This window comes from Luteimonas sp. MC1825, assembly GCF_014764385.1.
Classification (GTDB): Bacteria; Pseudomonadota; Gammaproteobacteria; order Xanthomonadales; family Xanthomonadaceae; genus Luteimonas.
In genome coordinates this window covers 1,643,301-1,667,309 of sequence record NZ_CP061714.1, presented here as the reverse complement: position 1 = coordinate 1,667,309, position 24,009 = coordinate 1,643,301, and the positions used below count along the sequence as shown (strand labels likewise).

Here is a 24,009-nt window from a genome sequence, read left to right as displayed (position 1 = left end):
ATGTCGCAGCAAACCACCATCCGCAAGCTGGCCGAACTGGTGAACACGCCGGTCGAGAAGCTGCTTGAGCAACTGTCCGAAGCGGGCATGTCGTTCAACAATCCCGACCAGGTCGTGACCAGCACCGAGAAGGTGAAGCTTCTCGGCTTCCTGCGCCGGACCCATGGCCGCACCGAAGCGGTGGCCGAGGATCCGGTCGCACCGAAGAAGATCACCCTCAACCGCAAGAGCACGCTCACCGTGGGCGGCGGCAAGAACAAGCCGACCGTCGACGTAGTCGTGCGCAAGAAGGTCACGCTGGTGAGGCCCGGTACGGGCCCGCAGGGCATGACCGAGGACGAGGAGCGCGCCGACATCCTGCGCAAGCTCGAGGAGTCGCGCCAGCACAACCGGGACGAGCAGGAGCGCCTGGCCGCCGACGACCGCCGTCGCGCCGAAGAGATCGAGGAGCGCAAGCGCGTGGCCGCCGACGCCGAGGCCGCGCGCCTGCGCGCCGCGGCAGCCCCGGCCGCGCCCGTCGCGGGCGACGACGATGCCGTGCGCAAGCCCGCCGCGACCCACGGCCATGGCCATCCCAAGCCGGCGCCGCCGCGCAGTGATGACCGTGGCGCCGCCAAGCCCAAGGGTGCACGCGGTTCGCACCAGGCACCCGCCGGTGGCGAGGACGACGACAGCGCCGCGCGTTTCGCCGGCAAGATGCATCTTTCCGCAGCCGACCGCGCGCGCCGCAGCACCGCGCGCCCGAAGGCACGCCCGCAGCGCGGCAACAACCGCGACCAGAGCCGCACCGGTACCGGGTTCACCCGGCCGATCGCGCCGGTCGTGCGCGAAGTCGCGATCGGCGAAGCGATCACCGTGGCCGACCTTGCGCAGAAGCTGGCGATGAAGGGCGGCGAAGTGGTCAAGGCGCTGTTCAAGATGGGCGTGATGGCCACCATCACCCAGTCCATCGACCATGACACGGCGATGCTGGTCGTCGAGGAGCTCGGACACACCGCCGTGCGCGCCGACGCCGACGATGCCGAGAGCGAGCTGATCGCGCATGGCGAAGGCGTGCAGGGCGACAAGGTCGCGCGTCCGCCGGTGGTCACCATCATGGGCCACGTCGACCACGGCAAGACCTCGCTGCTGGACTACATCCGCCGCACCAAGGTCGCCACAGGCGAAGCCGGCGGCATCACCCAGCATATCGGCGCGTACCACGTCGATACGCCGAAGGGCGTCATCAGCTTCCTCGACACGCCCGGCCATGCCGCGTTCAGTTCGATGCGTTCGCGCGGCGCCAAGCTCACCGACATCGTGGTGCTCGTGGTCGCCGCCGACGACGGCGTGATGCCGCAGACCATCGAGGCGATCCAGCACGCCCGGGCCGCCAAGGTCCCGCTGATCATCGCCATCAACAAGATCGACAAGTCCGAAGCCGACCCGCAGCGCATCAAGAACGAGCTGCTGACACACGAGATCGTGGCCGAGGAATTCGGCGGCGACACGCAGATGGTCGAGCTGTCGGCCAAGACCGGCGACGGCGTGGACGACCTGCTGGACGCGATCGGCCTGCAGGCCGAAGTGCTCGAGCTGAGCGCGGTCGCCGATGGCCGCGCCTCGGGCGTGGTGATCGAGTCCTCGCTGGACAAGGGCCGCGGCCCGGTGGCCACGGTGCTGGTGCAGCAGGGCATGCTCAACAAGGGCGACTACCTGGTGTGCGGCATCGAGTACGGCCGCGTCCGCGCGCTGTTCAACGAGAGCGGCGTGCAGGTCGATGGCGCCGGCCCGTCCATCCCGGTGCAGGTGCTGGGCCTTTCGGGCGTGCCCGATGCCGGCGACGACTTCGTGGTGGTCGAGGACGAGCGCCTCGCCAAGGACGTGGCCCAGCAGCGCGAGACCAAGCGCCGCGAGCAGCGCCTGGTGCAGGCTGCCGGCAACCGCATGGAAGACATCATGGCGCAGATGGGCGGCGGCCAGCAGCTCGAGCTGCCGCTGGTGGTCAAGGCCGACGTGCAGGGTTCGGTGGAAGCACTGCGCCAGGCACTCACCGCGCTCTCCAACGACGAGATCCGGGTCAACATCATCCGCTCCGGCGTGGGCGCGATCACCGAGTCCGACGCCAACTCCGCCGCCGCCTCCAAGGCCACGATCATCGGCTTCAACGTCCGCGCCGATGCGTCGGCGCGCAAGCTGATCGAATCCACCGGCCTCGACCTGCGTTACTTCTCGATCATCTATGACGTGATCGACCAGGTGAAGCAGGTGGCGTCGGGCATCCTCGGCGTCGAGATCCGCGAGGACATCATCGGCACCGCCGAGGTGCGCGAGGTGTTCCGCAGCTCCAAGTTCGGCGCGGTCGCCGGCAGCATGGTCATCGAGGGCGTGGTCAAGCGCCACAAGCCGATCCGCGTGCTGCGCGACGAGACGGTCATCTTCGAGGGCGAGCTGGAATCGCTGCGCCGCTTCAAGGAGAACGTCGACGAGGTCCGCGTCCACACCGAGTGCGGCATCGGCGTGAAGGCGTACAACGACGTCAAGCCCGGTGACAAGATCGAGTGCTTCGAACGCGTCGAGGTCCAGCGCACGCTGTGAAGAAGTCCTTCCACAGAACCGACCGCGTGTCCGCCCAGCTCCGCCGCGAGCTGGGCACCCTCGTGCGCGACGCGGTCGCGCAGCACGGCCTGCCGTCGCTCAGCGTCTCCGACGTCGAGGTCACCCGTGACATGGCGCACGCCAAGGTCTTCGTGACCGCGCTCGACCCCGAGCGCGCCGCCGAGGCCATGAAGGGCCTGAAGGCGGTGGCGTACGAAGTCCGCTACCGCCTTGCGCATACGGTGAAGATGCGCCACGTGCCGGAGCTGCATTTCCATTACGACGACTCCGTCGACCGCGGCGAGCGCATCGAGAACCTGCTGCGCGAAGCGGGCGGGCCGGGCGACCGCGATGACTCCGGCGAGCCCGGCAGCGGGGACTGATCCCCCGCGATGACTGCCAAGCCACGTACGCGCTTCCGCAAGCTCGACGGCATCCTGCTGCTCGACAAGCCGCGCGGGCTGAGTTCCAACCAGGCACTGCAGCGCGTCCGCCACATGTTCCGCGCCGAGAAGGGCGGGCATACCGGCAGCCTCGACCCGCTGGCCACCGGCCTGCTGCCCGTGTGCTTCGGCGAAGCCACCAAGATCGCCGGTGGCCTGCTGGGTGCGCGCAAGGCCTACGACGTTGTCGCGCGCCTGGGACAGGTGACCGACACCGACGATGCCGACGGCCAGCTGCTGCGCGAGCGCCCGGTGCCGCTGCTCGATGTCGCCACCCTCGATGCCGCGCTGGCGGCGCTCACCGGCCACATCCAGCAGCGGCCCCCGATCTATTCTGCACTCAAGCGCGGCGGCGAACCGCTGTACGCCAAGGCCCGGCGCGGCGAGCCGGTGGAAGTCGAACCGCGCCCCGTGGACGTGCACGCCTTTACGCTGCTCTCGGCCGCCGATCTGCTCGACGTGCCCGGCGATGGCCGTCCGCCGCACATCCTGCGCCTGCGTGTTGAATGCGGGTCCGGCACCTACGTGCGCAGCCTGGTGCGCGATCTCGGTGAAGCACTGGGCTGCGGCGCGCACGTGTCCGAGCTGCGGCGCCTGTGGGTGGACCCGTTCAGGGACCCGCGGATGTGGACGCTCGACGACCTGGCCGCGCTCGCGGCACGCGGCGAGCACTGCCTCGAATCCTGCCTGCTGCCCATCGAATCCGGCATGGATGCCTGGCCACGGGTCGCCGTGGGCGCCGCCGACGCCGCGCGCCTGTCGTACGGGCAGGGCGCCCCCGGGCCATTCAGCCCGCAGGGGGAGGTGGCGATCCACGGTCCCGACGCGCGCGTGCTGGGTCTGGGCGAAGTGGATGCCGATGGCGCGTTGCGGCCGCGGCGCATGTTCGCCTGGGCCTGCGCCCAACCGACGGGCGGTGCCGCGACGGCGTGATCCGCCTTGTCCGCGGGGTGGCCCCCGGGCTACAATCTCCCGGCTTTTTCGTGTCAATTCCGGCGCTTCCGCGCCGATCACGCTCCACCGCTCGCGGCGGGTCACGTGGTGCCCGTGCATGCCAACCGGCGTGCCACGGTGTTCCTGCGGTCCACGCATCACCAGAAGGTTGCACAGCATGTCCACCATCGACACCGGCAAGATCATTGAAGACAACAAGCGCGGCGACGCGGACACCGGCTCCCCGGAAGTCCAGGTCGCCCTGCTCACCGCACGCATCGTGCACCTGACCGAGCATTTCAAGGCGCACAAGCAGGACCACCACAGCCGCCGCGGGCTGCTGATGATGGTCAACCGCCGCCGCAGCCTGCTCGACTACCTGCACCGCAAGGACAGCGCGCGTTACAAGGCGCTGATCGAGAAGCTCGGCCTGCGTCGCTGATCCACCCCACCGCGGCGCAGAGATGCGCCGCGGTTTTATTTCGGCACGCCGCCAGTGCGCGCCACCCGGCACGGGGCAAGGGTCCCGCCCGGTTCATCGCAAGAGTCATCAAGGAATCACCAACGTGGCAAAAGTGATCAAGAGCTTCGAGTACGGCAACCGCACGGTCACCATCGAGACCGGTGAAATCGCCCGCCAGGCCGGCGGCGCGGTCATGGTCTCGTGCGAGGGCACCGTGCTGCTGGTCAGCGCCGTCGCCAACAAGACCGCGCGCGAGGGGCAGGATTTCTTCCCGCTCACCGTCGACTACCAGGAGAAGTTCTACGCCGGCGGCCGCATCCCGGGCGGTTTCTTCAAGCGCGAGGGCCGCCAGACCGAGAAGGAAACGCTGATCTCGCGCCTGATCGACCGCCCGATCCGCCCGCTGTTCCCGGACGGCTTCCGCAACGAAGTGCAGATCATCGCCACGGTGATGTCGATGAACCCCGAGGTCGACGGCGACATCCTCGCCCTGATCGGTGCCTCGGCCGCGCTGTCGCTTTCGGGCGCGCCGTTCGACGGCCCGATCGGCGCCGCCAAGGTCGGCTACAAGGACGGCCAGTACCTGCTCAACCCGACCATCTCCGAGCTGAAGGATTCCGAGCTCGAGCTGGTCGTCGCCGGTACCGCCAACGCGGTGCTGATGGTCGAGTCGGAAGCCAAGGAGCTGTCCGAAGACGTGATGCTCGGTGCGGTGATGTTCGGCCACCAGCAGATGCAGGTCGCGATCAGCACCATCAACGAACTCGTCGCCGAAGCCGGCAAGCCCAAGTGGAGCTGGACCGCGCCCGCCGCGGACGAAGGCATCGTGCACGCCATCCGCACCGCCGTCGGCGAGCAGCTCGCGGCCGCATTCCAGGTGCGTGACAAGCTCGAGCGCAAGGACGCCATCTCGACCGTCAAGAAGGCGATCCTGAACGCGCTGGCCCCGCATGCCGAGGCCAATGCCTGGGCGCCGGGCGACCTCTCGAAGGAGTTCAGCGAGCAGGAATACCAGACCATGCGCAACTCGGTCCTCAAGACCAGGGTCCGCATCGACGGCCGCGCGCTCGACACGGTCCGCCCGATCGCCAGCCGCGTCGGCATCCTGCCGCGCGTGCACGGCTCGTCGCTGTTCACCCGTGGCGAGACCCAGGCGATCGTCGCCGTGACGCTCGGCACCGCCCGCGACGGCCAGATCATCGATGCCGTGTCCGGCGAGTACAAGGAACACTTCCTGTTCCACTACAACTTCCCCCCGTACTCGGTCGGCGAAGCCGGCCGCATGATGGGTCCGAAGCGTCGCGAGATCGGCCACGGCCGCCTTGCCAAGCGCGGCGTGCTCGCCGTGATGCCGACGATGGAAGAGTTCCCGTACACCATCCGCGTCGTGTCCGAGATCACCGAGTCGAACGGTTCGTCGTCGATGGCGTCGGTCTGCGGTTCGTCGCTGGCGCTGATGGACGCGGGCGTGCCGATCAAGGCGCCGGTCGCCGGCATCGCGATGGGCCTGGTGAAGGAAGGCGACGACTATGTCGTGCTGTCCGACATCCTCGGTGACGAGGACCACCTCGGCGACATGGACTTCAAGGTTGCCGGCACCACCAACGGCATCTCGGCGCTGCAGATGGACATCAAGATCCAGGGCATCACCGAAGAGATCATGAAGGTCGCGCTGGCGCAGGCCAAGCAGGGCCGCCTGCACATCCTCAAGGAAATGGAAGCCGCGCTGACCGCGCCGCGTTCGGAGCTCTCCGAGTTCGCGCCGCGCCTGATCACCATCAGGATCCACCCCGACAAGATCCGCGAAGTGATCGGCAAGGGCGGTTCGGTCATCCAGGCGATCACCAAGGAAACCGGCACCCAGATCGACATCCAGGACGACGGCACGATCACGATCGCATCGGTCGACGCCGCCGCCGGCCGCGCCGCCAAGGAGCGCATCGAGCAGATCACCTCCGACGTCGAGCCGGGCCGGATCTACGAGGGCAAGGTCGTCAAGCTGATGGACTTCGGTGCCTTCGTCACCATCTCCCCCGGCAAGGACGGCCTGGTCCACGTGTCGCAGATCTCCAACGAGCGCGTCGAGAAGGTCGGCGACGTGCTCAAGGAAGGCGACATGGTCAAGGTCAAGGTGCTGGAAGTCGACAAGCAGGGCCGCATCCGCCTGTCGATGAAGGCGGTCGAGGAAGGCGAGGGCGTGGTCGGCGAGTAAGCCGCACGCGTCGCTGCCCGGTTCACGCCGGAAACCAGAAGAGCGGGCTCAGGCCCGCTCTTTTTTTGGTTTGTTTACCGGCGCAGGAGAAACGTTCCCGTGGCAAGGAACGTCTGCTTGTTCGCCGCGCGTTGACCTGGAGGCCCCTTGGCTTCGCGCCTTCGCGCCTTCGCGAGAGCCAGGGATTTGCGCAGGAGCAGGGGTCTCGCGAAGGCGCGAAGGCGCGAAGAAGGCCGCGGTGCAACCTTCTTTGTCCGGGCGCCCGCCGTTGGCGGAGGGCGGCGGGGGTGGCGCGTGTCAGGACGCCAGGCGGGCGAGCGCTCGCTGCACGCGCATCCTGGCGCGTACCGCCTTGCGACGCAGGGCACTGAGGCCGCGTGCCAGGCGGTTCCCACCCGTGTCCGCGGTGGCGCGCATGCCGCCCTGGATCGATTCGCCGTAGGCCGGCTGGCGGTGGCGCGCCAGCGCCCGCAGGCGCGTGCGCGAGGAGGGTGGCGTGCCGTACTCCGGCGGCATGTCATTGCCCTGGAACAGGCCGAGCGGCGCGTAGCCGGCGTAGGCGGGAAACACCTGCCCGAGGCGGTTGTTGCCCATCCGCCGGATCAGCAGCTCCGACACGACCCGACGGAAGTCGGTGGCGACCGGGATGTCGCCGAAGTAGGGCGACAGCACCTCGGGATCCAGGCCCATCCACTGGCCATAGAAGCGACGCCCGTTGACCGGCCCGCCGAGCACCAGCATCGGATTGCCGTAGCCGTGGTCGGTGCCTCCGCTGCCGTTCTGGCGCACACGCCGCCCGAACTCCGATTGCACCACCACGGTCACCCGCGACGCCTCGCCACCGGCGGCCATCTCGACGTAGAACGCGGTGAGGGCCTGCGAGAGTTCGGCGATCTTGTTCTGGTAGTAGTGGTAGCCGCTGCCCGCCGTGCCCTGGCCTTCGTGGGTGTCCCAGCCGCCCAGGTCCACTGCCGCATAGCGCAGGCCCACGCCGAAGCGGATCGACTGCGCGACCGTCCACAGCTGGCGCGCGAAGGTGCTGGTGGGCCAGCCGGCGGGCAGGGCGGCGCTGTAGGGCTGCGCACGCACCATGCGCAGCGACTGCTCGGCCAGCGCGGCCTGGCGTTCGACTGCGCTGCGTCCTGCCAGGTATTCCGCCAGCAGGTCGTTGACACCGAGCACCCCGGCGGCGCGTCCGCCACCACCTTCGCGCCACTGCCAGGGACCGGCGTTGAGCGCGAAGTCGGTGGGCGTGCCCATCGACAGCGCATCCGTGCCGCCCAGCATGTTCGCGGGCTGCCGGCTGTTGACCGCCAGCATCGGCATGGGCGTGTTGTCCGCCGCGCCGTGATCGCTGTTCCATGCGCGCGTCAGCCAGCCGGTGCCGCCGCCCTGCTGCCCCGGCGTGCCCAGGTCGCAGTACAGCTGCGCATCGAAATGGCTGCGCGTGACCGTGGTCTGCATGCCGCAGCCATGCACGATCGCCAGCTTCGACTCGCCCCACAGTTCGTGCAGCCCGATGGCCGACGGATGCAGCCCGAAGCCGGTGGCGGCGCCGCCAGCCAGGCTGAGCGGCAGCGCCGCGTAGGGCCCCGTGGCGGCGATGGCCAGCGAAGGGCGCGCCTGCTCGTAGTGGATGCGGTCCTCGCCGGCGGTCGGCACCACCAGGTTCAGGCCGTCGATGCCGCCGCGCAGGAACACGTGGACCAGGGTGTCATGCGGAGTGCCCGCGAACGCCGGGCGCGAGTACAGCAGCGCGGGCGCGGCGCCGGCGATCGCGGCGGTGGCACAGCAGCCCTTGAGGAATTCGCGGCGCGAGAGTTCGATGTCGACCATGCCTGCGTCCTCAGCGGGTGGAGAATTCGGGGGACATCAGCAGCATGGACACCATGCTGCGCAGCCGGTCGTGGTTGTAGTGCCCTTTCAGGTCGCTGCCGCGCCACGCGTTGTCGTCGAGGATCACGCTGGTGTCGATGCTGCCGTTCTGCGCCATGAACCGGTAGAGCAGCTGCAGGCGGGCTGCCGCGGGGGCATGGCCGAGGACGCGCTGGCACCAGAAGTCAACCAGCGCGCGCGGCGTCCACTGCGCCACGGCTGCCCGCGACGTCTCCACGATCGGCATCAGCCGCTGCGTGCCGTCGCTGGTTTCCGCCAGCCAGCCGAGCATCTTCCAGGTCATGGCAAAACTGTTGGCGCCGGACCAGGCCGTGGCCGTGTCGGGGTAGCCGTTGGGCGCCGGCCAGTCGTTGGGCGAGTGGCCGGTGGCACCCAGGCGCCACATGAAGTCGTTGCTGCGGTCGTGGTCGGGGCGGAGGGTCCAGTCGGCGCCTGCGGCGCGCATGGCCGCCGCGACCACTTCCGATGGCCGGCGACGTTTTCCGTCCCAGCCCTCGCGGACGACTTCGGAGCGCAGGATGTGGCGCAGCACCAGGCGGAGCTGGTCGGGGTTCTGCCACTGCGCGCGGAACATCGCCGCGGCGCTGTTCACCAGCGACTGCGGCGGCGTGTCGGTGGCGAAGTGGCGGATCAGCTTGCGGCAGATGAACTTCGCCACGCGCGGATGGCTGGCAATGCGGTCCAGCACGTCGCGGCCGTCCTTCAGCGCGGCCTGTTCGGGCAGCAGGTACATGCCGAGCACCATCTTCGGCCCGGTGTCATGGTCGCTGGCGTTGTAGACGAACGTGCCGTCGCCGCCGGTGCCGGTGCGCACGCTCCAGCCGGTGAATGCGGCCGCGGTCTCGTACACGTCGATGTCGGTGTAGCCGATCGGGTAGGTCGGGTCCTCCGGACACGGCGGGACCGCGGACGGGTTGACGAAGCCCAGGTAGTTCTCCGCGCCGAAGGTATGCAGCTCCAGCAGTTCGCGCGCGAAATTCTCGTTGGGACCCGAGCGCCGGTTGGTGCGGTTGTCGAGGAAGAACATCATCGACGTGCTGCGCGCCATCGCCTCGAGCATGGTGCGGAAGTTGCCCATCGCATGGCTGCGCATGACATCGCGGTTGTAGTGCACGTACACGGGGCCGGCGTCGTAGTCGCTGAGCATGACGTTGAAGTGGTCGTGCCAGAACGTGGTCATTCGCTCGTGCAGCTGGCGGCGCGAGAACACCGCGCGCACCAGCGAGGCGCGCTGCACCTCCCACGCCGGGAGCATCCGCACTTCGTACGCCGGCCCGCTTGCGACATGATCGGCCCAAAGCTGGGGCAGGGTCTTGGCGAGGGTGCTGTAGCCGGCGGCGGCCAGGCGTGCATCCAGCGCGGAGTCGCTGATCGACTCCCAGGCCAGCTGCTGCTCGAGCATCGCCTCGTAGCGGGCGACATCGTTGCTGCCGAGTGCGTCGAACTCCTGCTTCGCGGTCGGTGTGATGCCGTAACCGAGGCGGTGCCATGCGCGCACCCATGCCGGCGGGGGGGCGAGCGCTTCGTGCGGGGGGCGCGGACGGGGACCAGGCGCGCCGGGCGGCGGCGGAGGCGCCGGTGGAATGTCACGGGGCGGGCGCGTGGCCGCCTCGATCGAGTATCCGCCATAGCGCCGCGCCGGCACGTTGCCCATCGCGCCGCGGCGGCTTGCCACCCTTGTTTCGGCCATCTTCGATCCCCGGTCAGGCCGGACGCAGCCCCTCGGCGACTATTGCGGATTCGCGCCGCGGGGGATGTGACCCAGTGCCGGGATCATGCACCAGCGCGCGGGTCCGCCGGCTTGCCGGGTCAGACCCAGCCGGTGAGATAGAACGTGGCGATGATGAAGAATACCGCCATGGTCTTGATGATGGTGATCGCGAAGATGTCCTTGTAGGCCTGCCGGTGGGTCAGGCCGGTCACCGCGAGCAGGGTGATCACCGCGCCGTTGTGGGGCAGGGTGTCCATGCCGCCGGAGGCCATCGAGGCGACGCGGTGCAGCACCTCCATCGGGATCCCGGCGGCGTTGGCGTTGGCGATGAAGCTGTCGGCCATCGCGGCAAGCGCGATCGACATGCCGCCAGACGCCGAGCCGGTGATGCCGGCCAGCGCGGTCACCGTGACCGCCTCGTTCACCAGCGGATCCGGAATCGAACCGAGCGCGTTGGCCACGACCAGGAAGCCGGGCAGCGCAGCAATCACCGCGCCAAAGCCATACTCGGACGCGGTGTTCATCGACGCCAGCAGCGCGCCGCCGATGGCCGATTTGGTGCCTTCCGCGAACTGCGCGAACACCGTGCGCCAGGCGAACACCAGCACCGTGGCGATGCCGATCAGCAGCGCGCCCTGTACGGCCCAGATCGCCGAGATCTTCGCGACTTCCTGCACCACCGGCGCGGGGTTGCCGACGACCGCGGGAATGAAGCTGTGGCTGGCGCCGTATACGCCGGGCAGCAGGCGCGTCAGCACCAGGTTGGACACGCCCACCATCACCAGCGGCAGCAGCGCGACCAGCGGATTGGCGAGCTTTCCACCGACGAACTCGACGGGTTCGTTGAGGAGCGTCGCCGGATCGCCGTAGCCTTCGCCTGCGCGTTGCGCCACGCGTCGCCGCCATTCCAGGTACAGCATGCCGAGGATGATGATGAACACCCCGCCCAGCGTGCCCAGCACCGGTGCGGCCCAGGTGTCGGTGCCAAAGAAGGCGGTCGGAATGATGTTCTGGATCTGCGGTGTTCCAGGCAGTGCGTCCATGGTGAAGGTGAACGCACCGAGCGCAATGGTGCCGGGGATCAGGCGCTTGGGGATGTCGCTCTGGCGGAAGAGTTCGGCCGCGAACGGGTACACCGCGAACACCACCACGAACAGCGACACGCCGCCGTAGGTGAGCAGCGCGCAGACGATCACGATCGACAGCATCGCCCGCTGTGCGCCGACCACGCGGATGGTCGCCGCCACGATCGACTTGGAGAAGCCCGAAATCTCGATCAGCTTGCCGAATACCGCGCCCAGCAGAAAGACCGGGAAGTACAGCTTCAGGAACCCGACCATCTTGTCCATGAACAGGCCGGTGAACATCGGCGCGACCAGCGACGGGTCGATCAGCAGCACCGCGCCCATGGCGGCGATGGGGGCGAACAGGATGACGCTGTAGCCGCGGTAGGCCACCAGCATCAGGAATACCAGTGCCGCGAGCACGATCAGGAACGACATCGACGGGTCCTTGCGATCGTGCCACGCACGATTCCACGGTCGACAGTGTCGTCAGCGGCCGGCATCGCGGCCCATTGTCCGAAGGTACGATGCCGCCGTGCGCGGGCCGTCCCTACGCTGTCACCACGTCGGCGACCGGCCGTACGCGAAGCCTATTCCTTGGGGACACCATGAAGCCTGCCCACATCCGTTGCACCACCCTCAGCCTGGCGATCGTCATGGCACTGGCCGCTCCGGCGCTCCAGGCGCAGGACGCCCCTGCCGACGAGGCCCCGGCCGCGCGCACCGCCGCCACCCAGCTGGACGCGATCACCGTCACCGCGCGCCGCCGCACCGAGTCCATCATGGACGTGCCGGTCGCGGTCAGCGCATTCGGCGAAGAGCAGCTCAAGGACCTCCAGGCCACCGACATCAGCGGCCTGCAGGGCGCCGTGCCCAACCTCAACATCGTGCAGGGCCGCGGCTCCTCGAACACCGTGAACGTGTTCATCCGCGGCATCGGCCAGCCCGATTCGCTGCAGACCTTCGACCCGGGTGTCGGCATGTACGTCGACGACGTCTACTACTCGCGCATCAACGGCGCGCTGTTCTCGCTGTTCGACGTGCAGCAGGTCGAAGTGCTGCGCGGCCCGCAGGGCACGCTGTACGGCAAGAACTCCACCGGCGGCGCGATCAAGGTCGCCACCAAGAACCCGTTCGACGACCAGGGTGGGGCGGTCGAGGTCGGTGTCGGCAGCTTCGGCCGCACCGATTTCCGCGCCTATCTCGGCGAGCAGCTGTCCGAGCGCGCTGCGTTCAGCATCGCCGGCGCGTACCTTCAGAACGATGGCTATGTGGACGACCCGGTCACCGGCGAAGACTACAACGGCGAAGACACGCTCGCGTTCCGCGGCAAGCTCGCTCTGCGCCCGAGCGATACCTTCAGCGCGACCCTGTCGGCCGACTACACCCGCCAGGACAATGCCCTGACCTTGGGCCAGCCGACTGCGCCGCTGTTTCAGACGAGATTGCAGTCCGGTCCGGGTATCGCTCCGGGTATCAATTTCCTGCACCTGCCGGATCCCAGTGACTACGATTTCAAGAGCCGCACTTCTTTCGGCCCCAACCAGGGCCAAGAGATGACGCACAAGGGATTCAGTGCGAACTTGCAGTGGGATCTCAGCGAGCAGTGGACGGCCAAGAGCATCAGCGCGTGGCGCAAGCTCGACACGAGCTCCTTCATCGACATCGATGCCTCGGAGTGGGAGCTTGGCGATGTGCTGGTCGAAGTCGACCAGGAGCAGATGAGTCAGGAACTCCAGCTGCAGTTCGACAATGGCAGCAATGTCCAGGCGATCTTCGGCGCGTACTACATGAACGAGACGCTGCCGTCTTACCAAGAGGCGTATGCCGACGATCTCTTTGTCAATGGATCGGCTCCGGTCGGCTTCCTCCGCACTATCGCTGATGACCTGGAAACCACCAGCGTCGCCGCTTTTGCGCACATCAATTGGGAGTTTGCCCCGACCTGGACGCTGGCCGCGGGCCTGCGCTATTCGCGGGACGAGAAGGACTACGATCGCACCACCAGCACGTTCTGGACGTCCAATTCACTGTTTTACCTGGCGGCATTCAACCTGTACGTCCCCTTCCAGGCGCTCAACGAAACCGTGGCCTTCAGTGGCAAGCAGAGCTGGGATGCCTGGACGCCGTCGCTGAGCCTGCAGAAGGCCTTCAGCGACAACGTGATGGGCTACGTGTCCGCCAATCGTGGCTTCAAGTCCGGCGGCTTCAACGGCCGCGCGAACACCGCGCTGGAGACCACGTCGGCCATGTTTGATCCGGAGTTTGTCTGGACCTATGAGGCGGGAGTGAAAATGCGTTCGTCCGACGGTCGATTCACGGCAAATGTGGCTGCGTTCCACAGCAGCTACGAGGATTTTCAGGCACGCGTGTCTGAAGTGCTGAACCCCAATTCACCGACGCCGACGTTTTCGTTCCCGGTGCTCAACGCCGCCGAGATGGAAATCAACGGATTCGAGTTCGAGGGCGTTGCCAGGCTGGGTGATGCCACCCTGCTCAGCGGCCAGGTCGGCTGGATGGATGCCAGCTACAAGTCGTTCGCGGACCTGCGCACGACCGATCCGTCAAATCCGGCCTACAACCCGACGCTGCACGAGCACGTGCCGTTCTCGCCGGACTGGACGGCCCGCGTCGCCCTGCAGCACACCTTCCAGCTGGGTGGCAGCGGTGCGCTGACCGTCGGCGGCGACGTCGCCTACCGTGGGGACACCTGGCTGTCGGTCGACAACCGCCCGGGCCTGATGCAGGAGGGCTACACCACCGCCGGGCTGTTCACGGCGTGGGATTCCCCGCAGTACGCGTGGCAGATCCGCGCTGGCGTGCGCAACGCCACCGACGAGCTGTACAAGACGGAAGGCCAGGAATTCTCCTCGGTGGCCAACATCCAGACGGCGTACTACGCACCGCCGCGCAACTGGTACCTGTCGGTCCGTCGCAACTTCAGCTTCTGATCCGAGCCGGGACAGCGAGCCAAGGTGATTCCAGCGGCGGGCTTCGGCCCGCCGCTGCGTTATGCTCGCCGGCGGTCTTGCAGGCGGGTCCGGTGGCGGAGATGGGGGAATGCTGAGCGTCGGCATCGTGGTCACCGCGGCGCTGCTGTGGCTGGCCGTGCTGTTCGGCACCGCGGTGTACGCAGAACGCCGGCCCGGCGTGCTGGCCCGCCACTGGCATCACGTCTACGCGCTGTCGCTGGCGGTGCACTGCACCTCGTGGACCTTCTACGGCACCGTCACCCAGGCGGCCCGCTACGGCTGGCCATTGCCACCGACCTTCCTCGGCGCGATCCTGTTCTACGCGGTGGCCGTGGGCTTCATGCTGCGGCTGGTGCAGCTGGCGCGCGAAAGCAACGCCACCTCGATCGCCGACCTGATTGCCACCCGCCTGGGCAAGGATGCCTGGCTTGCGGCCACGGTCACGCTGGTGGCGGTGCTCGGCCTGGTGCCGTACATCGCGCTGCAGCTCAAGGCGGTCACCATGAGCTTTGCCGCCGTGACCGCGGGCGGGGTGGTCGACCCGGACATGCCGGCATGGCGCGACGGTGCGCTGTACGTGGCGGTGGCGATGGCGGTGTTCGCGATCGTGTTCGGCACGCGGCGGGCGAGTGCGGCCGAGCACAACCGCGGCCTGGTGCTTGCCATGGCGTTCGAATCGCTGTTCAAGCTGGCGGCGATGCTGGCGCTGGGCGCCTTTGTCTGGTTTGGCATCGACGCATTGCCCGAAGCGCCGCCGCCGCCGCCGGAGCCGGTCGGCGGCTTTGCGCCGCTGGTGCTGCTGGGCGCGCTGGCGATGTTCATCCTGCCGCACCAGTTCCACGTCGGCGTGGTGGAGTGCCGCGACGAGCGCCACGTGCGCACCGCGCGCTGGCAGTTCCCGCTGTACCTGCTGCTGATCGCGCTGCCGGCGCTGCCGCTGGCGCGCGCGGGCGCCGCGCTGCTTGGCGACAGCGTGCCGTCGGACATGTACGCGCTGGCGCTGCCCGCCGCGCATGGTCACAACGGCGTGGCGCTGTTCGCGTTCCTGGGCGGCCTGAGCGCGGCCACCGGCATGGTGGTGGTGAGCACGCTCGCGCTCAGCCTGATGATCGGCAACCACTGGTTTGCACCGGGCCTGCTGCGTGGCGCGTGGTCGGCGGCGCGTGGCGACGACCACCGCGGCGCGCTGCTCACCCTGCGGCGTGGCGGCATCCTCGCGATCATGCTGCTGGCATGGGCCTACAGCCGCCTGATCGGCGGCAGCGAGGCGCTCGCGGATGTCGGCGCGGTGTCGTTCTCGGCGCTGGCGACGCTGGCGCCTGCGCTCGCCTGCGCGGTGTGGCGCACGCGCACGCCGCCCCAGGCGGCTGCCTGGGGCATCGCGCTGGCGTTCGCGGCCTGGGGCTGGGTGATGGTGTCGCCGATGCTGGTGGCCTTGAACGGGGGCGACGGCACGTGGCTGGTCGACGGTCCCTTCGGCCTGGCCTGGCTGGCGCCGGACGCGCTCTTCGGGCTGACCAGCTGGAGCCGCCTGGGGCGCGCCGTGGGCGTCAGCCTGTTCGTTGGCATCGTTGCGACCCTGCTGCTGTCGGCGTGGTTGGCGGCACCTCGCCGCGACGTCGCGCGCGGCTCGGACCTGCGCACGCTGCGCAACGCCGGCCGCCGTTTCCTGTCCGCGCGCACCGTCGACGACCTGTTGCGCGGTGCACCGGGCAGCGGCGCGGTGCCGGCGGTGATCGAAGCGCGCCTGGAGCGCGAGCTGGCGGCGGTGCTGGGCAGCGCCTCGGCGCGCCTGTTGCTGGATGCCGCGCGCCGCGAGGCGGGACCGGACCTCGACACCGTCGCCGCCATCGTCGGTGAAGCCTCGCAGGACCTGCGCTTCAACCAGCGGCTGCTGGAGGCTGCGATGGAGAACATGAGCCAGGGCATCAGCGTGGTTGACCGCGAGCTGCGGCTGGTGGCCTGGAACAGCCGCTACGCCGAACTGTTCGGCTACCCGCGGGGACTGCTCCGCGTTGGCGTGCCGGTCGCCGAGCTGGTCGCGCACAACCTGCGCAGCGGGCTGGTTGGCCGGGTGGGCGGCAGCGTCGAGGCCGAATCGGGCAAGCGCCTGCGCCATATGCAGGCCGGCACGCCCTACGTCAGCGAGCGCGTGTTCCCCGATGGCGGCATTGTCGAGATCCGTGGCAACCCGATGCCGGGTGGCGGCTTCGTCGCCACCTTCAGCGACGTCACCGCGTTCCGCCGCACCGAGGCCGAGCTCAAGCGCAGCAACGAGACCCTCGAGCAGCGCGTCGACGAACGCACCGCGAGCCTCGACCAGGCGCGCCGCGAGGCCGAGCGCGCCAACGAGGCCAAGAGCCGCTTCCTCACCGCAGTCGGCCACGACCTCCTGCAGCCGCTGCATGCCGCACAGTTGTTCACGGACGCGCTGGCGTCGCAGCTCGACGGCGCGCCGCGCGCATCGCTCGGCCAGATCCGCGGCGCGCTGGACTCCACCACCGACCTGCTCACGGGCCTGTTCGACATGGCGCGCCTGGAGGCCGGCGGGCTGGTGCCGCAGCCGCGCGCGTTCCCGCTGTCCGACGTGCTCGAGCCGCTGGCCTCGGAATTCCAGGCGCTGGCCGAAGAGCGCGGCCTCGCGTTCACGCTGGTGGCGACCTCCGCCTGGACGGACAGCGATCCGCAGCTCCTGCGCCGCGTGCTGCAGAACTTCCTGGCCAACGCCGTGCGCTATGCGGGGCGCGGTCGGATCCTGCTCGGCGTGCGCCATGTCGGCGGCGCGCTGCGCATCGAGGTGCACGACACGGGGCCCGGGATCGCCCCGTTGCAGCAGCAGCTGATCTTCGAGGAGTTCCGCCGCGGCGACGGCGTGGCGGGGCAGGGACTCGGGCTGGGCCTTGCCATCGCCGACCGCATCGCCGGTCTGCTCGGCACCGGCATCGTGTTGCGCAGCACGGTGGGCAGGGGTACGGCGTTCTCGATCACCCTGCCGCGCGTCGCGGGCACGTCACAGTCGGCGCTGGTGCCGCGCCTGCGCCCCGGGCTGGTCGATGCCCGCGTGCTGGTGGTCGACAACGATCCGCTGGCGCTCGAGGCCTTGCGCACGCTGCTCGCAGGCTGGGGTGCGGAGGTGGTCGCGGTGCCCGACGGCGCTGGCGCGGAAGCGGCGCTGGCCACACGGTCGGCTGCGCTGTGGCTGCTCGACTACCACCTCGATGACGGCGACACCGGCATCGAGCTGCAGCAGCGCCTGGCCGCGCGCTTCGGTGCCGCGCCTGCGCTGGTGCTCAGCGCCGATGCCACCGATCAGGTGCGTCGCCAGGTGGCCGAGCGTGGCCTCGGCCTGCTGCAGAAGCCGGTGCGGCCGCTGGCGTTGAAGTCGATGCTTGGCCGGCTGCTGGCGATGCGCACCACGACGGACCGCGAGCCGGCCGCGGAAGCGTTCGAGGAATGAGTCGTGGGTGCCTGTGCTGCACGGGCGGCACTTGCCGCCGCCCTACAATGGCCGAAACTTCCACGCGGTCGCGCAATGCCCTATACCCCCATCCTCGCCACCCTCGGCTACATCCTTTCGCCTGACCGTCGCCAGGTGCTGCTGGTGCACCGCAATGCGCGCGACGACGACCAGCACCTCGGCAAGTACAACGGCCTGGGCGGCAAGCTGGAAGCCGATGAGGACGTGGTGGCCGGCATGCGCCGCGAGATCATGGAAGAGGCCGGCATCCACTGCACCGACCTGCAGCTGCGCGGCACCATCAGCTGGCCGGGCTTCGGCAAGCAGGGCGAGGACTGGTTCGGCTTCGTGTTCCTCGTCACCGGCTTTACCGGCACGCCGCCGGCGTCGAATCCGGAGGGTACGCTGGAGTGGGTCGACGTCGACCGCATCCTTGAACTGCCGCTGTGGGATGGCGACCGCCGGTTCCTGCCGCTGGTGTTCGACGCCGATCCGCGCGCCTTCCACGGGGTAATGCCGTACCGCGACGGGAACATGGTGTCGTGGGCGGTGTCGCGGATCTAGGTGCGTCGCCGTGCATTGCCGGCTTCAACCGTCGTCCTTCACCTGGCGCGACGGGTCGCTGAGCTCCAGCTCGCGCAGGATCACGCCGGCCTGGGTGCGGTTGCGTGCGCCGAGCTTGTCGAAGATCGCCGACAGGTGCGCCTTCACCGTGCGCTCCTGCACGTCCAGCCGGTCGGCGATCTGCTTGTTGAGCAGGCCTTCGGCGACCAGCACCAGCACCCGGAACTGCTGTGGCGTGAGGCTGGCAAGGCGCGCGGCGAGGTCGGCGTCGCGCGGCGCGGAATGGGCACGCGCCACCGCGCCGCGAAGCGCCGGCGGCAGCCATTCCTCGCAGGCCAGCACGGTGGCGATGGCCTCGCGCATCTCGTCGAGTCCGGCGCTCTTGGGGATGTAGCCGGCGGCACCGTGGTCGATCGCGCGGCGCACCACGTGCGGATCCTCGTTGGCCGACACCAGCACCACGGCGACCGCCGGGAACTGCGCGCGGATCGCCGCCAGGCCGGCCAGCCCATGGTTGCCCGGCATGTGCAGGTCGAGCAGCACCAGGTCGATGTCGGTGCGCGCCTCGAGGGCGGCGATGGTCTCGTCGAGCGTCCCGGACTCGAGCGTCTCGATGTCTTCGGCAGCCTCGCGCGCGGCGCCACGCAGCGCGGCGCGGAACAGCGGGTGGTCGTCGGCGATCAGCAGGGTGGGCATGGGCGGTGCGCAGGCGTTGCGCGCTGCGGGCTTACTGCGCGGACCAGCCGCCGTCGACCGGGAATGCGGCACCAGTGACGTTGTGCGCCTCGCGGCGGCACAGCCAGATGGCCAGCGCGCCGATCTCGGCGGGCAGCGTCATGCGCAGGCTGGGCTGCTTCTCGGAGAGCAGGGCGCGCACCCCGTCGTCGCGGCTGCCGCCGTCGCGGCGAGCCTCGATCTGCGGCTCGATCAAGGGGGTTTCCACCCAGCCGGGGCAGATCGCATTGACGGTCACGCCACCGCTGTCGCGACTTCCCGAAGCCGCGTACTCCAGCGCTGCCACCTTGCCCAGGCCCAGCACGCCATGCTTGCTGGCCACGTACGGCGCCTTGTTCACCGATCCCACCAGTCCGTGCACCGAGGCCACGTTGATGACCCGGCCAAAGCCGCGCGCGGCCATGCCAGGCATCGCCAGGCGCATGGTGTGGAAGGTGGCGCTGAGGTTGATGGCGATGATGTCGTCCCACTTGGCCAGCGGCATTTCGGCGAGCGGCACGGCGTGCTGGATGCCCGCGTTGTTGACCAGCACGTCCAGCGGCGACCATGCCTCGATCTCCGCCATCATGGCTTCGATGGCGGCGGGGTCGCGCAGGTCGGCGTTGAAATGGCGGACGTCGGCCGCGCCGGCGGCGCGCACCGCGGCGAGTGCCGCATCCACCTGCGCCTGGTCGCCGAGGCCGTTGATCGCGACGCGCGCACCGGCGGCCGCCAGTGCCTGGGCAATGCCGAGGCCGATGCCGGAGGTGCTGCCGGTGACCAGTGCGGTGCGGCCGGAGAGGAAGGTGTCGGTCATGGCGTGGGGCGTCGGAGGGGCAAGGCGGCCAAGTTAGCAAATACGGCACGGCCAGCGCGGCGTACAAAGGTACGATGCCCGCGCCGCGCGTGGCTGCTACGGTGCCGGCATACCCCGGTTTTCCAAGGATCGCGCCGTGCGCATGCCCATCACTGTTCCCCGGCGCGTCGATTCGCGCCTCATCGCAAAAAGCGCGGGTTCGCTCGCGCTTGCCGCGATCCTCGCCGGCTGCGCCTCCAGCGCCGGGCGCACCGCCACCTCGGAAGCGACCATGTTCGAGCACCCGCGCCACACCACGCATCGCGATGGCGACGACCTCCTGAGCGCCGGGCTCGGCCTCGACAGCCTGCGCCTGATGGTGCCGCCGGCATTTGCCGACGCCGCCGCCCCGACCGCCGGGGAACTGCGCCGCCGCGCGATCTGGAGCAGCTGGCGCGGCATCGCCGACCTGACGCCCGCGGGCGGCTACGGCAGCCTCTATGGCAGCGTGGCCGGCGTGCCCGGCCGCGAGTTCTCGGCCTATGCGCGGGTGCCCGGCGCCACGCATCCGCACCGCGTGCTGGTGCAGGTGCCTGACGCGTTCGACGCGGCGAAGCGCTGCGTGGTGGTGACCGCCTCGTCCGGCTCGCGTGGCATCTACGGCTCGATTTCCGTAGCGGGCGCCTGGGGCCTGCCGAAGGGCTGCGCGGTGGCCTACACCGACAAGGGCGCCGGCAGCGACTACTTCGACCTCGACGCGCGCGCGGGCGCCACGGCCGACGGCCGCGTGGCAGGCGCGGGCGACGCCGACGACCTGGCGTTCGTGCCGGATGCGGCCGAGGGCGCATCCGGCGTCGCGTTCAAGCACGCGCATTCGAAGGACAACCCCGAAGCCGACTGGGGCCTGCATGTGAAGCAGGCGGCCGAGTTCGCGCTGCACGCGCTCGACGAAGCGCTGCCGGCAGGGGCACCGTTCACCTTCGCCAACACCCGCGTGATCGCGGTCGGCATCTCCAACGGAGGCGGCGCGGTGCTGCGCGCGGCGGAGCTGGAAGGCGACTGGCTCGATGCGGTGGTGGCCGGCGAGCCGAGCATCTATTCCAGCGGCAACGGCAGTCGCGCGCTCTACGACTACACCACCGAAGCCGCGCTGCTGATGCCCTGCGCGCTGCTGCACATGCAGGACCTGCCGCAGCCGCCGGTGACGGCACAGGTGGCGCCGTTCTGGTCCGCACGTTGCGCATCGCTGGAAGCCGCGGGGCTGGTGACCGGCGACGACACGGCCGCGCAGGCGCGCTCGGCGTACGACACGATGCGTGGTGCCGGCTGGACCGATGCCGCCCTGCGCGCCGGCGCGCTGTCGGCCGGCTTCGACCTGTGGCGCGCGGTGGCGGCGACGTACGCATCCGCCTATGGCCGCTACGGCGTGGGCGAGGGCCCGTGCGGCTTCAGCTACTCGGCGCAAGGCACGGACATGGCGCCGCGCGCCGCGACCGCCGCCGAGCGCGTGGCCTGGTGGTCGGACGCCAGCGGAATCCCGCCGGGCGCCGGCGTGGGCCTGGTTGACAGCGGCATTGCGCCGCCCGACCTGACGCTGGCCGGGCTGCAGTGCCTGCGCGGCCTGTGGACAGGCGACAGCGAGGCTGCGGTCCGGGTCCGTGACGGCATTGCCGCGACCCGCGCCGCGCCGCCGCGCGCCGGGCTCCCGGTGATCGTGGTGCACGGTGCCGACGACGGCTTGATACCGATGGCGTTCACCAGCGCGCCCTACGTTGCCAGTGCGCGCTCGGCCGGCCGCGAGGTGAGCTTCTGGCAGGTGCGCAACGCGCAGCACTTCGACGCCTTCCTGATGCTGCCCGACTACGGTTCACGTTACCTGCCGCTGCTGCCTTACGTGTACGCCGCGCTGGACCGGGTCGATGCACATCTCGACAGCGGCGCGGCGCTGCCCGCGGACGCCGAGATCGAGACTCGCGTGCGCCCGGCGGGCACCGCGCTGGAGGCGGCGCACCTCGCCATTCCGCGCTGAAGATCGCGCGCCGCGACGGCGCTGGCCGGATTTGGCATGCTGGGGGTCCCGCAGTGCACGGAACGCCCATGCCACGCCAGCGCCATTTCTCGATGCTCCGCGATTTCCATCTCGCGGACTGGTTCACCCTCGCCAACGCCATCTGCGGCACCGGCGCGATCTTCGCCGCCATGCGCTACCTTCAGGAGGGTGCGGCCGAGGGGGGCATCCGCGACCTGATGCTGGGCATGGCGTTGATCCCGCTGGCGTTCGTGTTCGACGCGCTGGACGGACGCATCGCCCGCTGGCGCAAGGTGTCGTCGACCCTCGGCCGCGAGCTTGATTCGCTGGCCGACGTCATTTCGTTCGGCGTCGCGCCGGCCGCGCTGGCCTATGCCTGCGGCATGCAGGGCGGCTGGGACTGGGTGGTGCTGAGCTGGTTCGTCGCCTGTGGCGTGAGCCGCCTTGCGCGCTACAACGTCACGGCGGAGACGCTGGCCGACGGCGGCGACAAGGTGAAGTACTTCGAGGGCACGCCGATCCCGAGCAGCGTGGTGATCGTGCTGTTGCTCGCTGTGGCCGCGTGGCAGGGCGCGATCGGCGATGCGTTGTGGCTCGGAAGCGTGCAGCTCGGACCGTGGCAGCTGCACCCGCTGGTGCTGGTGTACGCGCTGTCGGGCTCGCTGATGATCAGCAAGACGTTGCGCATTCCCAAGCCCTGATCGCGCTGGCGCGGTCGGCGGCGGTTGCTATGATCGGGCGACATGACGGAGGCGGGCGATGCCGGTGAACCAGCAGGATGATTTCGAGGCGCTGTCACGGCGCTACTGGGCTGCCTGGGGCGACGCGCTGCGCAGCGCCGCGGGCTCCACGGGCGCGATGCCGGGCATGCCGGACCCGTACGCAATGGCGGGCATGGGGCCGTTCGCCGGGATGGCGGGTATGCCTGGAATGGCAGGGATGCCCGGCATGACCGGGATTCCGGGCATGACCGGGATTCCCGGGATGGCCGGAATGCCTGGCATGTCGGGGCTACACGGCATGGACGGGGCGCACGGTGCGGCGGCCGCACAGGGCTGGCACGAAGCGATCGACTGGTGGTCGCGCCTCGCGCATGGCGGGCGGGGCCAGGTCAACGACGCGCTGGAACGATTCAATACACAGGCGCGGCAGTGGTACGGGCAGATGCAGCAGGTCGCCGGCCGCTTCGCCGGACAGGATGCCAGTGCCGCCGATGTCGCCCGCGCCTGGAAGGAAGCACTCGGTGCCGCGGGTGAGAACCCGTTCCCGGAGATGCTGCGCACCATGCGCGGCCACGGCATGCAGGGCCTGGACCAGTGGGTCGAAGATGCTTCGCCATGGCTGCAGTCCATGCGCAGCGAGGCCGGTGCGGCGTTGCGCATGCCCACGTTCGGTTTCGCGCGCGAGCACCAGGAACGCCAGCAGGAACTGCTGCGCGCGCAGCTCGAGTACCAGCACGCGACCAGCGCCTACAACGCGCTGATGCTGAAGGCCTCGCAGGAGGCCTACGAGATCTTCGAGACCAGGCTCGAGTCGCACGAGGAACCGGGCCGCCAGATCCAGTCGGCACGCGCGCTGTTCGACACCTGGATCGATGCCGCCGAGGAGGCCTATGCGCGCATCGCGCTGTCGCCGGAGTTCCGCAAGGTCTACGGCGATATGGTCAACGCGCAGATGCGCGTGCGCGCCTGCGCGCAGCGTGCGGTCGAGGACGCCTGCGCGCAGGTGGGCATGCCGACGCGCAGTGAGCTCGACGGCGCGCATCGCAAGGTGGCGCAACTCGAGCGCGACGTCCGCAAGCTGCGCGATGCCGTGGCGCAGGGGCAGGGGCAGGCTGGCGGGACACCGGCGGCGCCAGCCACGCGCGCGGCGCGCACCGCGGCGGACACCGTCGCCGGAGCGACACCCGCCAAGGCACCCAGGCTTGCGAAGAAGGCTGCGAAGAAAGCCGTGAAGAAAGCCGTGAAGAAAGCCCTGAAGTCGTCGGCGAAGAAGTCCGCGAAGAAGTCCGCGAAGAAGTCCGCCGCCGCCAGTCCCGGCACCTCGCGTGCTACCTCCGCCAGGACCTCGCGTTCGAAGGCGGCAGGGTTCGGCAGCGTGATCGCGAACACCATCCCCAAGGCGCCGCGACCGATGCCGTCGGGCAGTGGCAAGTCGCCGGCGAAGAGGAAGCGCTGA

Annotated in this window: 16 protein-coding genes; 11 read left to right on the top strand and 5 right to left on the bottom strand. The window is 69.5% G+C overall.

Going from position 1 to position 24,009, the window contains the following annotated elements:
* The 5 genes from infB (at position 1) to pnp (ending at position 6,628) form a co-directional block, all read left to right on the top strand.
* Positions 1-2,577, top strand: coding sequence for a translation initiation factor IF-2 (infB, locus tag IDM46_RS07620; protein ID WP_185115366.1), 2,577 nt, complete (start codon positions 1-3; stop codon positions 2,575-2,577).
* Complete coding sequence (gene rbfA / locus IDM46_RS07615; protein WP_182820835.1) at positions 2,574-2,960, top strand: 30S ribosome-binding factor RbfA; 387 nt, start codon at positions 2,574-2,576, stop codon at positions 2,958-2,960. Before infB ends, rbfA begins: the two co-directional genes overlap by 4 nt.
* Positions 2,961-2,969: 9 nt before the next feature.
* Complete coding sequence (truB, locus tag IDM46_RS07610) at positions 2,970-3,953, top strand: tRNA pseudouridine(55) synthase TruB (RefSeq protein WP_185115365.1); 984 nt, start codon at positions 2,970-2,972, stop codon at positions 3,951-3,953.
* A 178-nt stretch (positions 3,954-4,131) separates the two neighbouring features.
* Positions 4,132-4,395 (top strand): 30S ribosomal protein S15, encoded by a 264-nt coding sequence (gene rpsO / locus IDM46_RS07605; protein WP_182820839.1) that lies wholly within the window; start codon positions 4,132-4,134, stop codon positions 4,393-4,395.
* A gap of 124 nt (positions 4,396-4,519) precedes the next feature.
* On the top strand, positions 4,520-6,628 hold the full coding sequence (pnp, locus tag IDM46_RS07600) for a polyribonucleotide nucleotidyltransferase (protein ID WP_185115364.1): 2,109 nt from the start codon (positions 4,520-4,522) through the stop codon (positions 6,626-6,628).
* Between the two features lie 297 nt (positions 6,629-6,925).
* On the opposite strand, the gene IDM46_RS07595 is transcribed toward pnp, so the two are convergent.
* The 3 genes from IDM46_RS07595 to IDM46_RS07585 form a co-directional block, all read right to left on the bottom strand.
* Complete coding sequence (locus tag IDM46_RS07595; RefSeq protein WP_185115363.1) at positions 6,926-8,464, bottom strand: DUF1501 domain-containing protein; 1,539 nt, start codon at positions 8,462-8,464, stop codon at positions 6,926-6,928.
* 10 nt (positions 8,465-8,474) lie between these two features.
* Positions 8,475-10,214 carry a DUF1800 domain-containing protein gene (locus tag IDM46_RS07590; RefSeq protein ID WP_185115362.1) on the bottom strand — a complete coding sequence of 580 codons (1,740 nt, stop codon included), beginning with the start codon at positions 10,212-10,214 and terminating at the stop codon, positions 8,475-8,477.
* Between the two features lie 119 nt (positions 10,215-10,333).
* A complete protein-coding gene (locus tag IDM46_RS07585) occupies positions 10,334-11,737 on the bottom strand; it encodes a GntP family permease (RefSeq protein ID WP_185115361.1) in 1,404 nt (467 codons plus the stop codon).
* A gap of 170 nt (positions 11,738-11,907) precedes the next feature.
* Between IDM46_RS07585 and IDM46_RS07580 the strand changes: the two genes are divergently transcribed.
* From IDM46_RS07580 to IDM46_RS07570, 3 genes are all read left to right on the top strand, one after another.
* Positions 11,908-14,250 carry a TonB-dependent receptor gene (locus tag IDM46_RS07580; RefSeq protein ID WP_185115360.1) on the top strand — a complete coding sequence of 781 codons (2,343 nt, stop codon included), beginning with the start codon at positions 11,908-11,910 and terminating at the stop codon, positions 14,248-14,250.
* Positions 14,251-14,359: 109 nt separating this feature from the next.
* On the top strand, positions 14,360-17,728 hold the full coding sequence (locus IDM46_RS07575) for a PAS-domain containing protein (RefSeq protein ID WP_185115359.1): 3,369 nt from the start codon (positions 14,360-14,362) through the stop codon (positions 17,726-17,728).
* A gap of 75 nt (positions 17,729-17,803) precedes the next feature.
* Entirely contained in the window at positions 17,804-18,292 is a 489-nt protein-coding gene (locus IDM46_RS07570) for an 8-oxo-dGTP diphosphatase (protein ID WP_182820851.1), read from the top strand.
* 24 nt (positions 18,293-18,316) lie between these two features.
* Here IDM46_RS07570 and IDM46_RS07565 read toward each other — a convergent pair whose 3' ends face one another.
* Positions 18,317-18,988: a response regulator transcription factor gene (locus IDM46_RS07565; RefSeq protein WP_182820854.1), complete on the bottom strand. Its 672-nt coding sequence runs from the start codon at positions 18,986-18,988 to the stop codon at positions 18,317-18,319.
* A gap of 31 nt (positions 18,989-19,019) precedes the next feature.
* Positions 19,020-19,823, bottom strand: a complete 804-nt coding sequence (locus IDM46_RS07560) for a 3-hydroxybutyrate dehydrogenase (RefSeq protein WP_185115358.1) — start codon at positions 19,821-19,823, stop codon at positions 19,020-19,022.
* Positions 19,824-19,965: 142 nt separating this feature from the next.
* On the opposite strand from IDM46_RS07560, the gene IDM46_RS07555 reads away from it, so the two are divergent.
* The 3 genes from IDM46_RS07555 to phaE all read left to right on the top strand — a co-directional run bounded on the left by IDM46_RS07555 (position 19,966) and on the right by phaE (position 24,009).
* A complete protein-coding gene (locus IDM46_RS07555) occupies positions 19,966-21,831 on the top strand; it encodes a D-(-)-3-hydroxybutyrate oligomer hydrolase (protein WP_223878065.1) in 1,866 nt (621 codons plus the stop codon).
* Between the two features lie 68 nt (positions 21,832-21,899).
* Positions 21,900-22,532, top strand: a complete 633-nt coding sequence (locus tag IDM46_RS07550) for a phosphatidylcholine/phosphatidylserine synthase (RefSeq protein WP_182820858.1) — start codon at positions 21,900-21,902, stop codon at positions 22,530-22,532.
* Positions 22,533-22,590: 58 nt separating this feature from the next.
* Positions 22,591-24,009 carry a class III poly(R)-hydroxyalkanoic acid synthase subunit PhaE gene (gene phaE / locus IDM46_RS07545; RefSeq protein ID WP_185115357.1) on the top strand — a complete coding sequence of 473 codons (1,419 nt, stop codon included), beginning with the start codon at positions 22,591-22,593 and terminating at the stop codon, positions 24,007-24,009.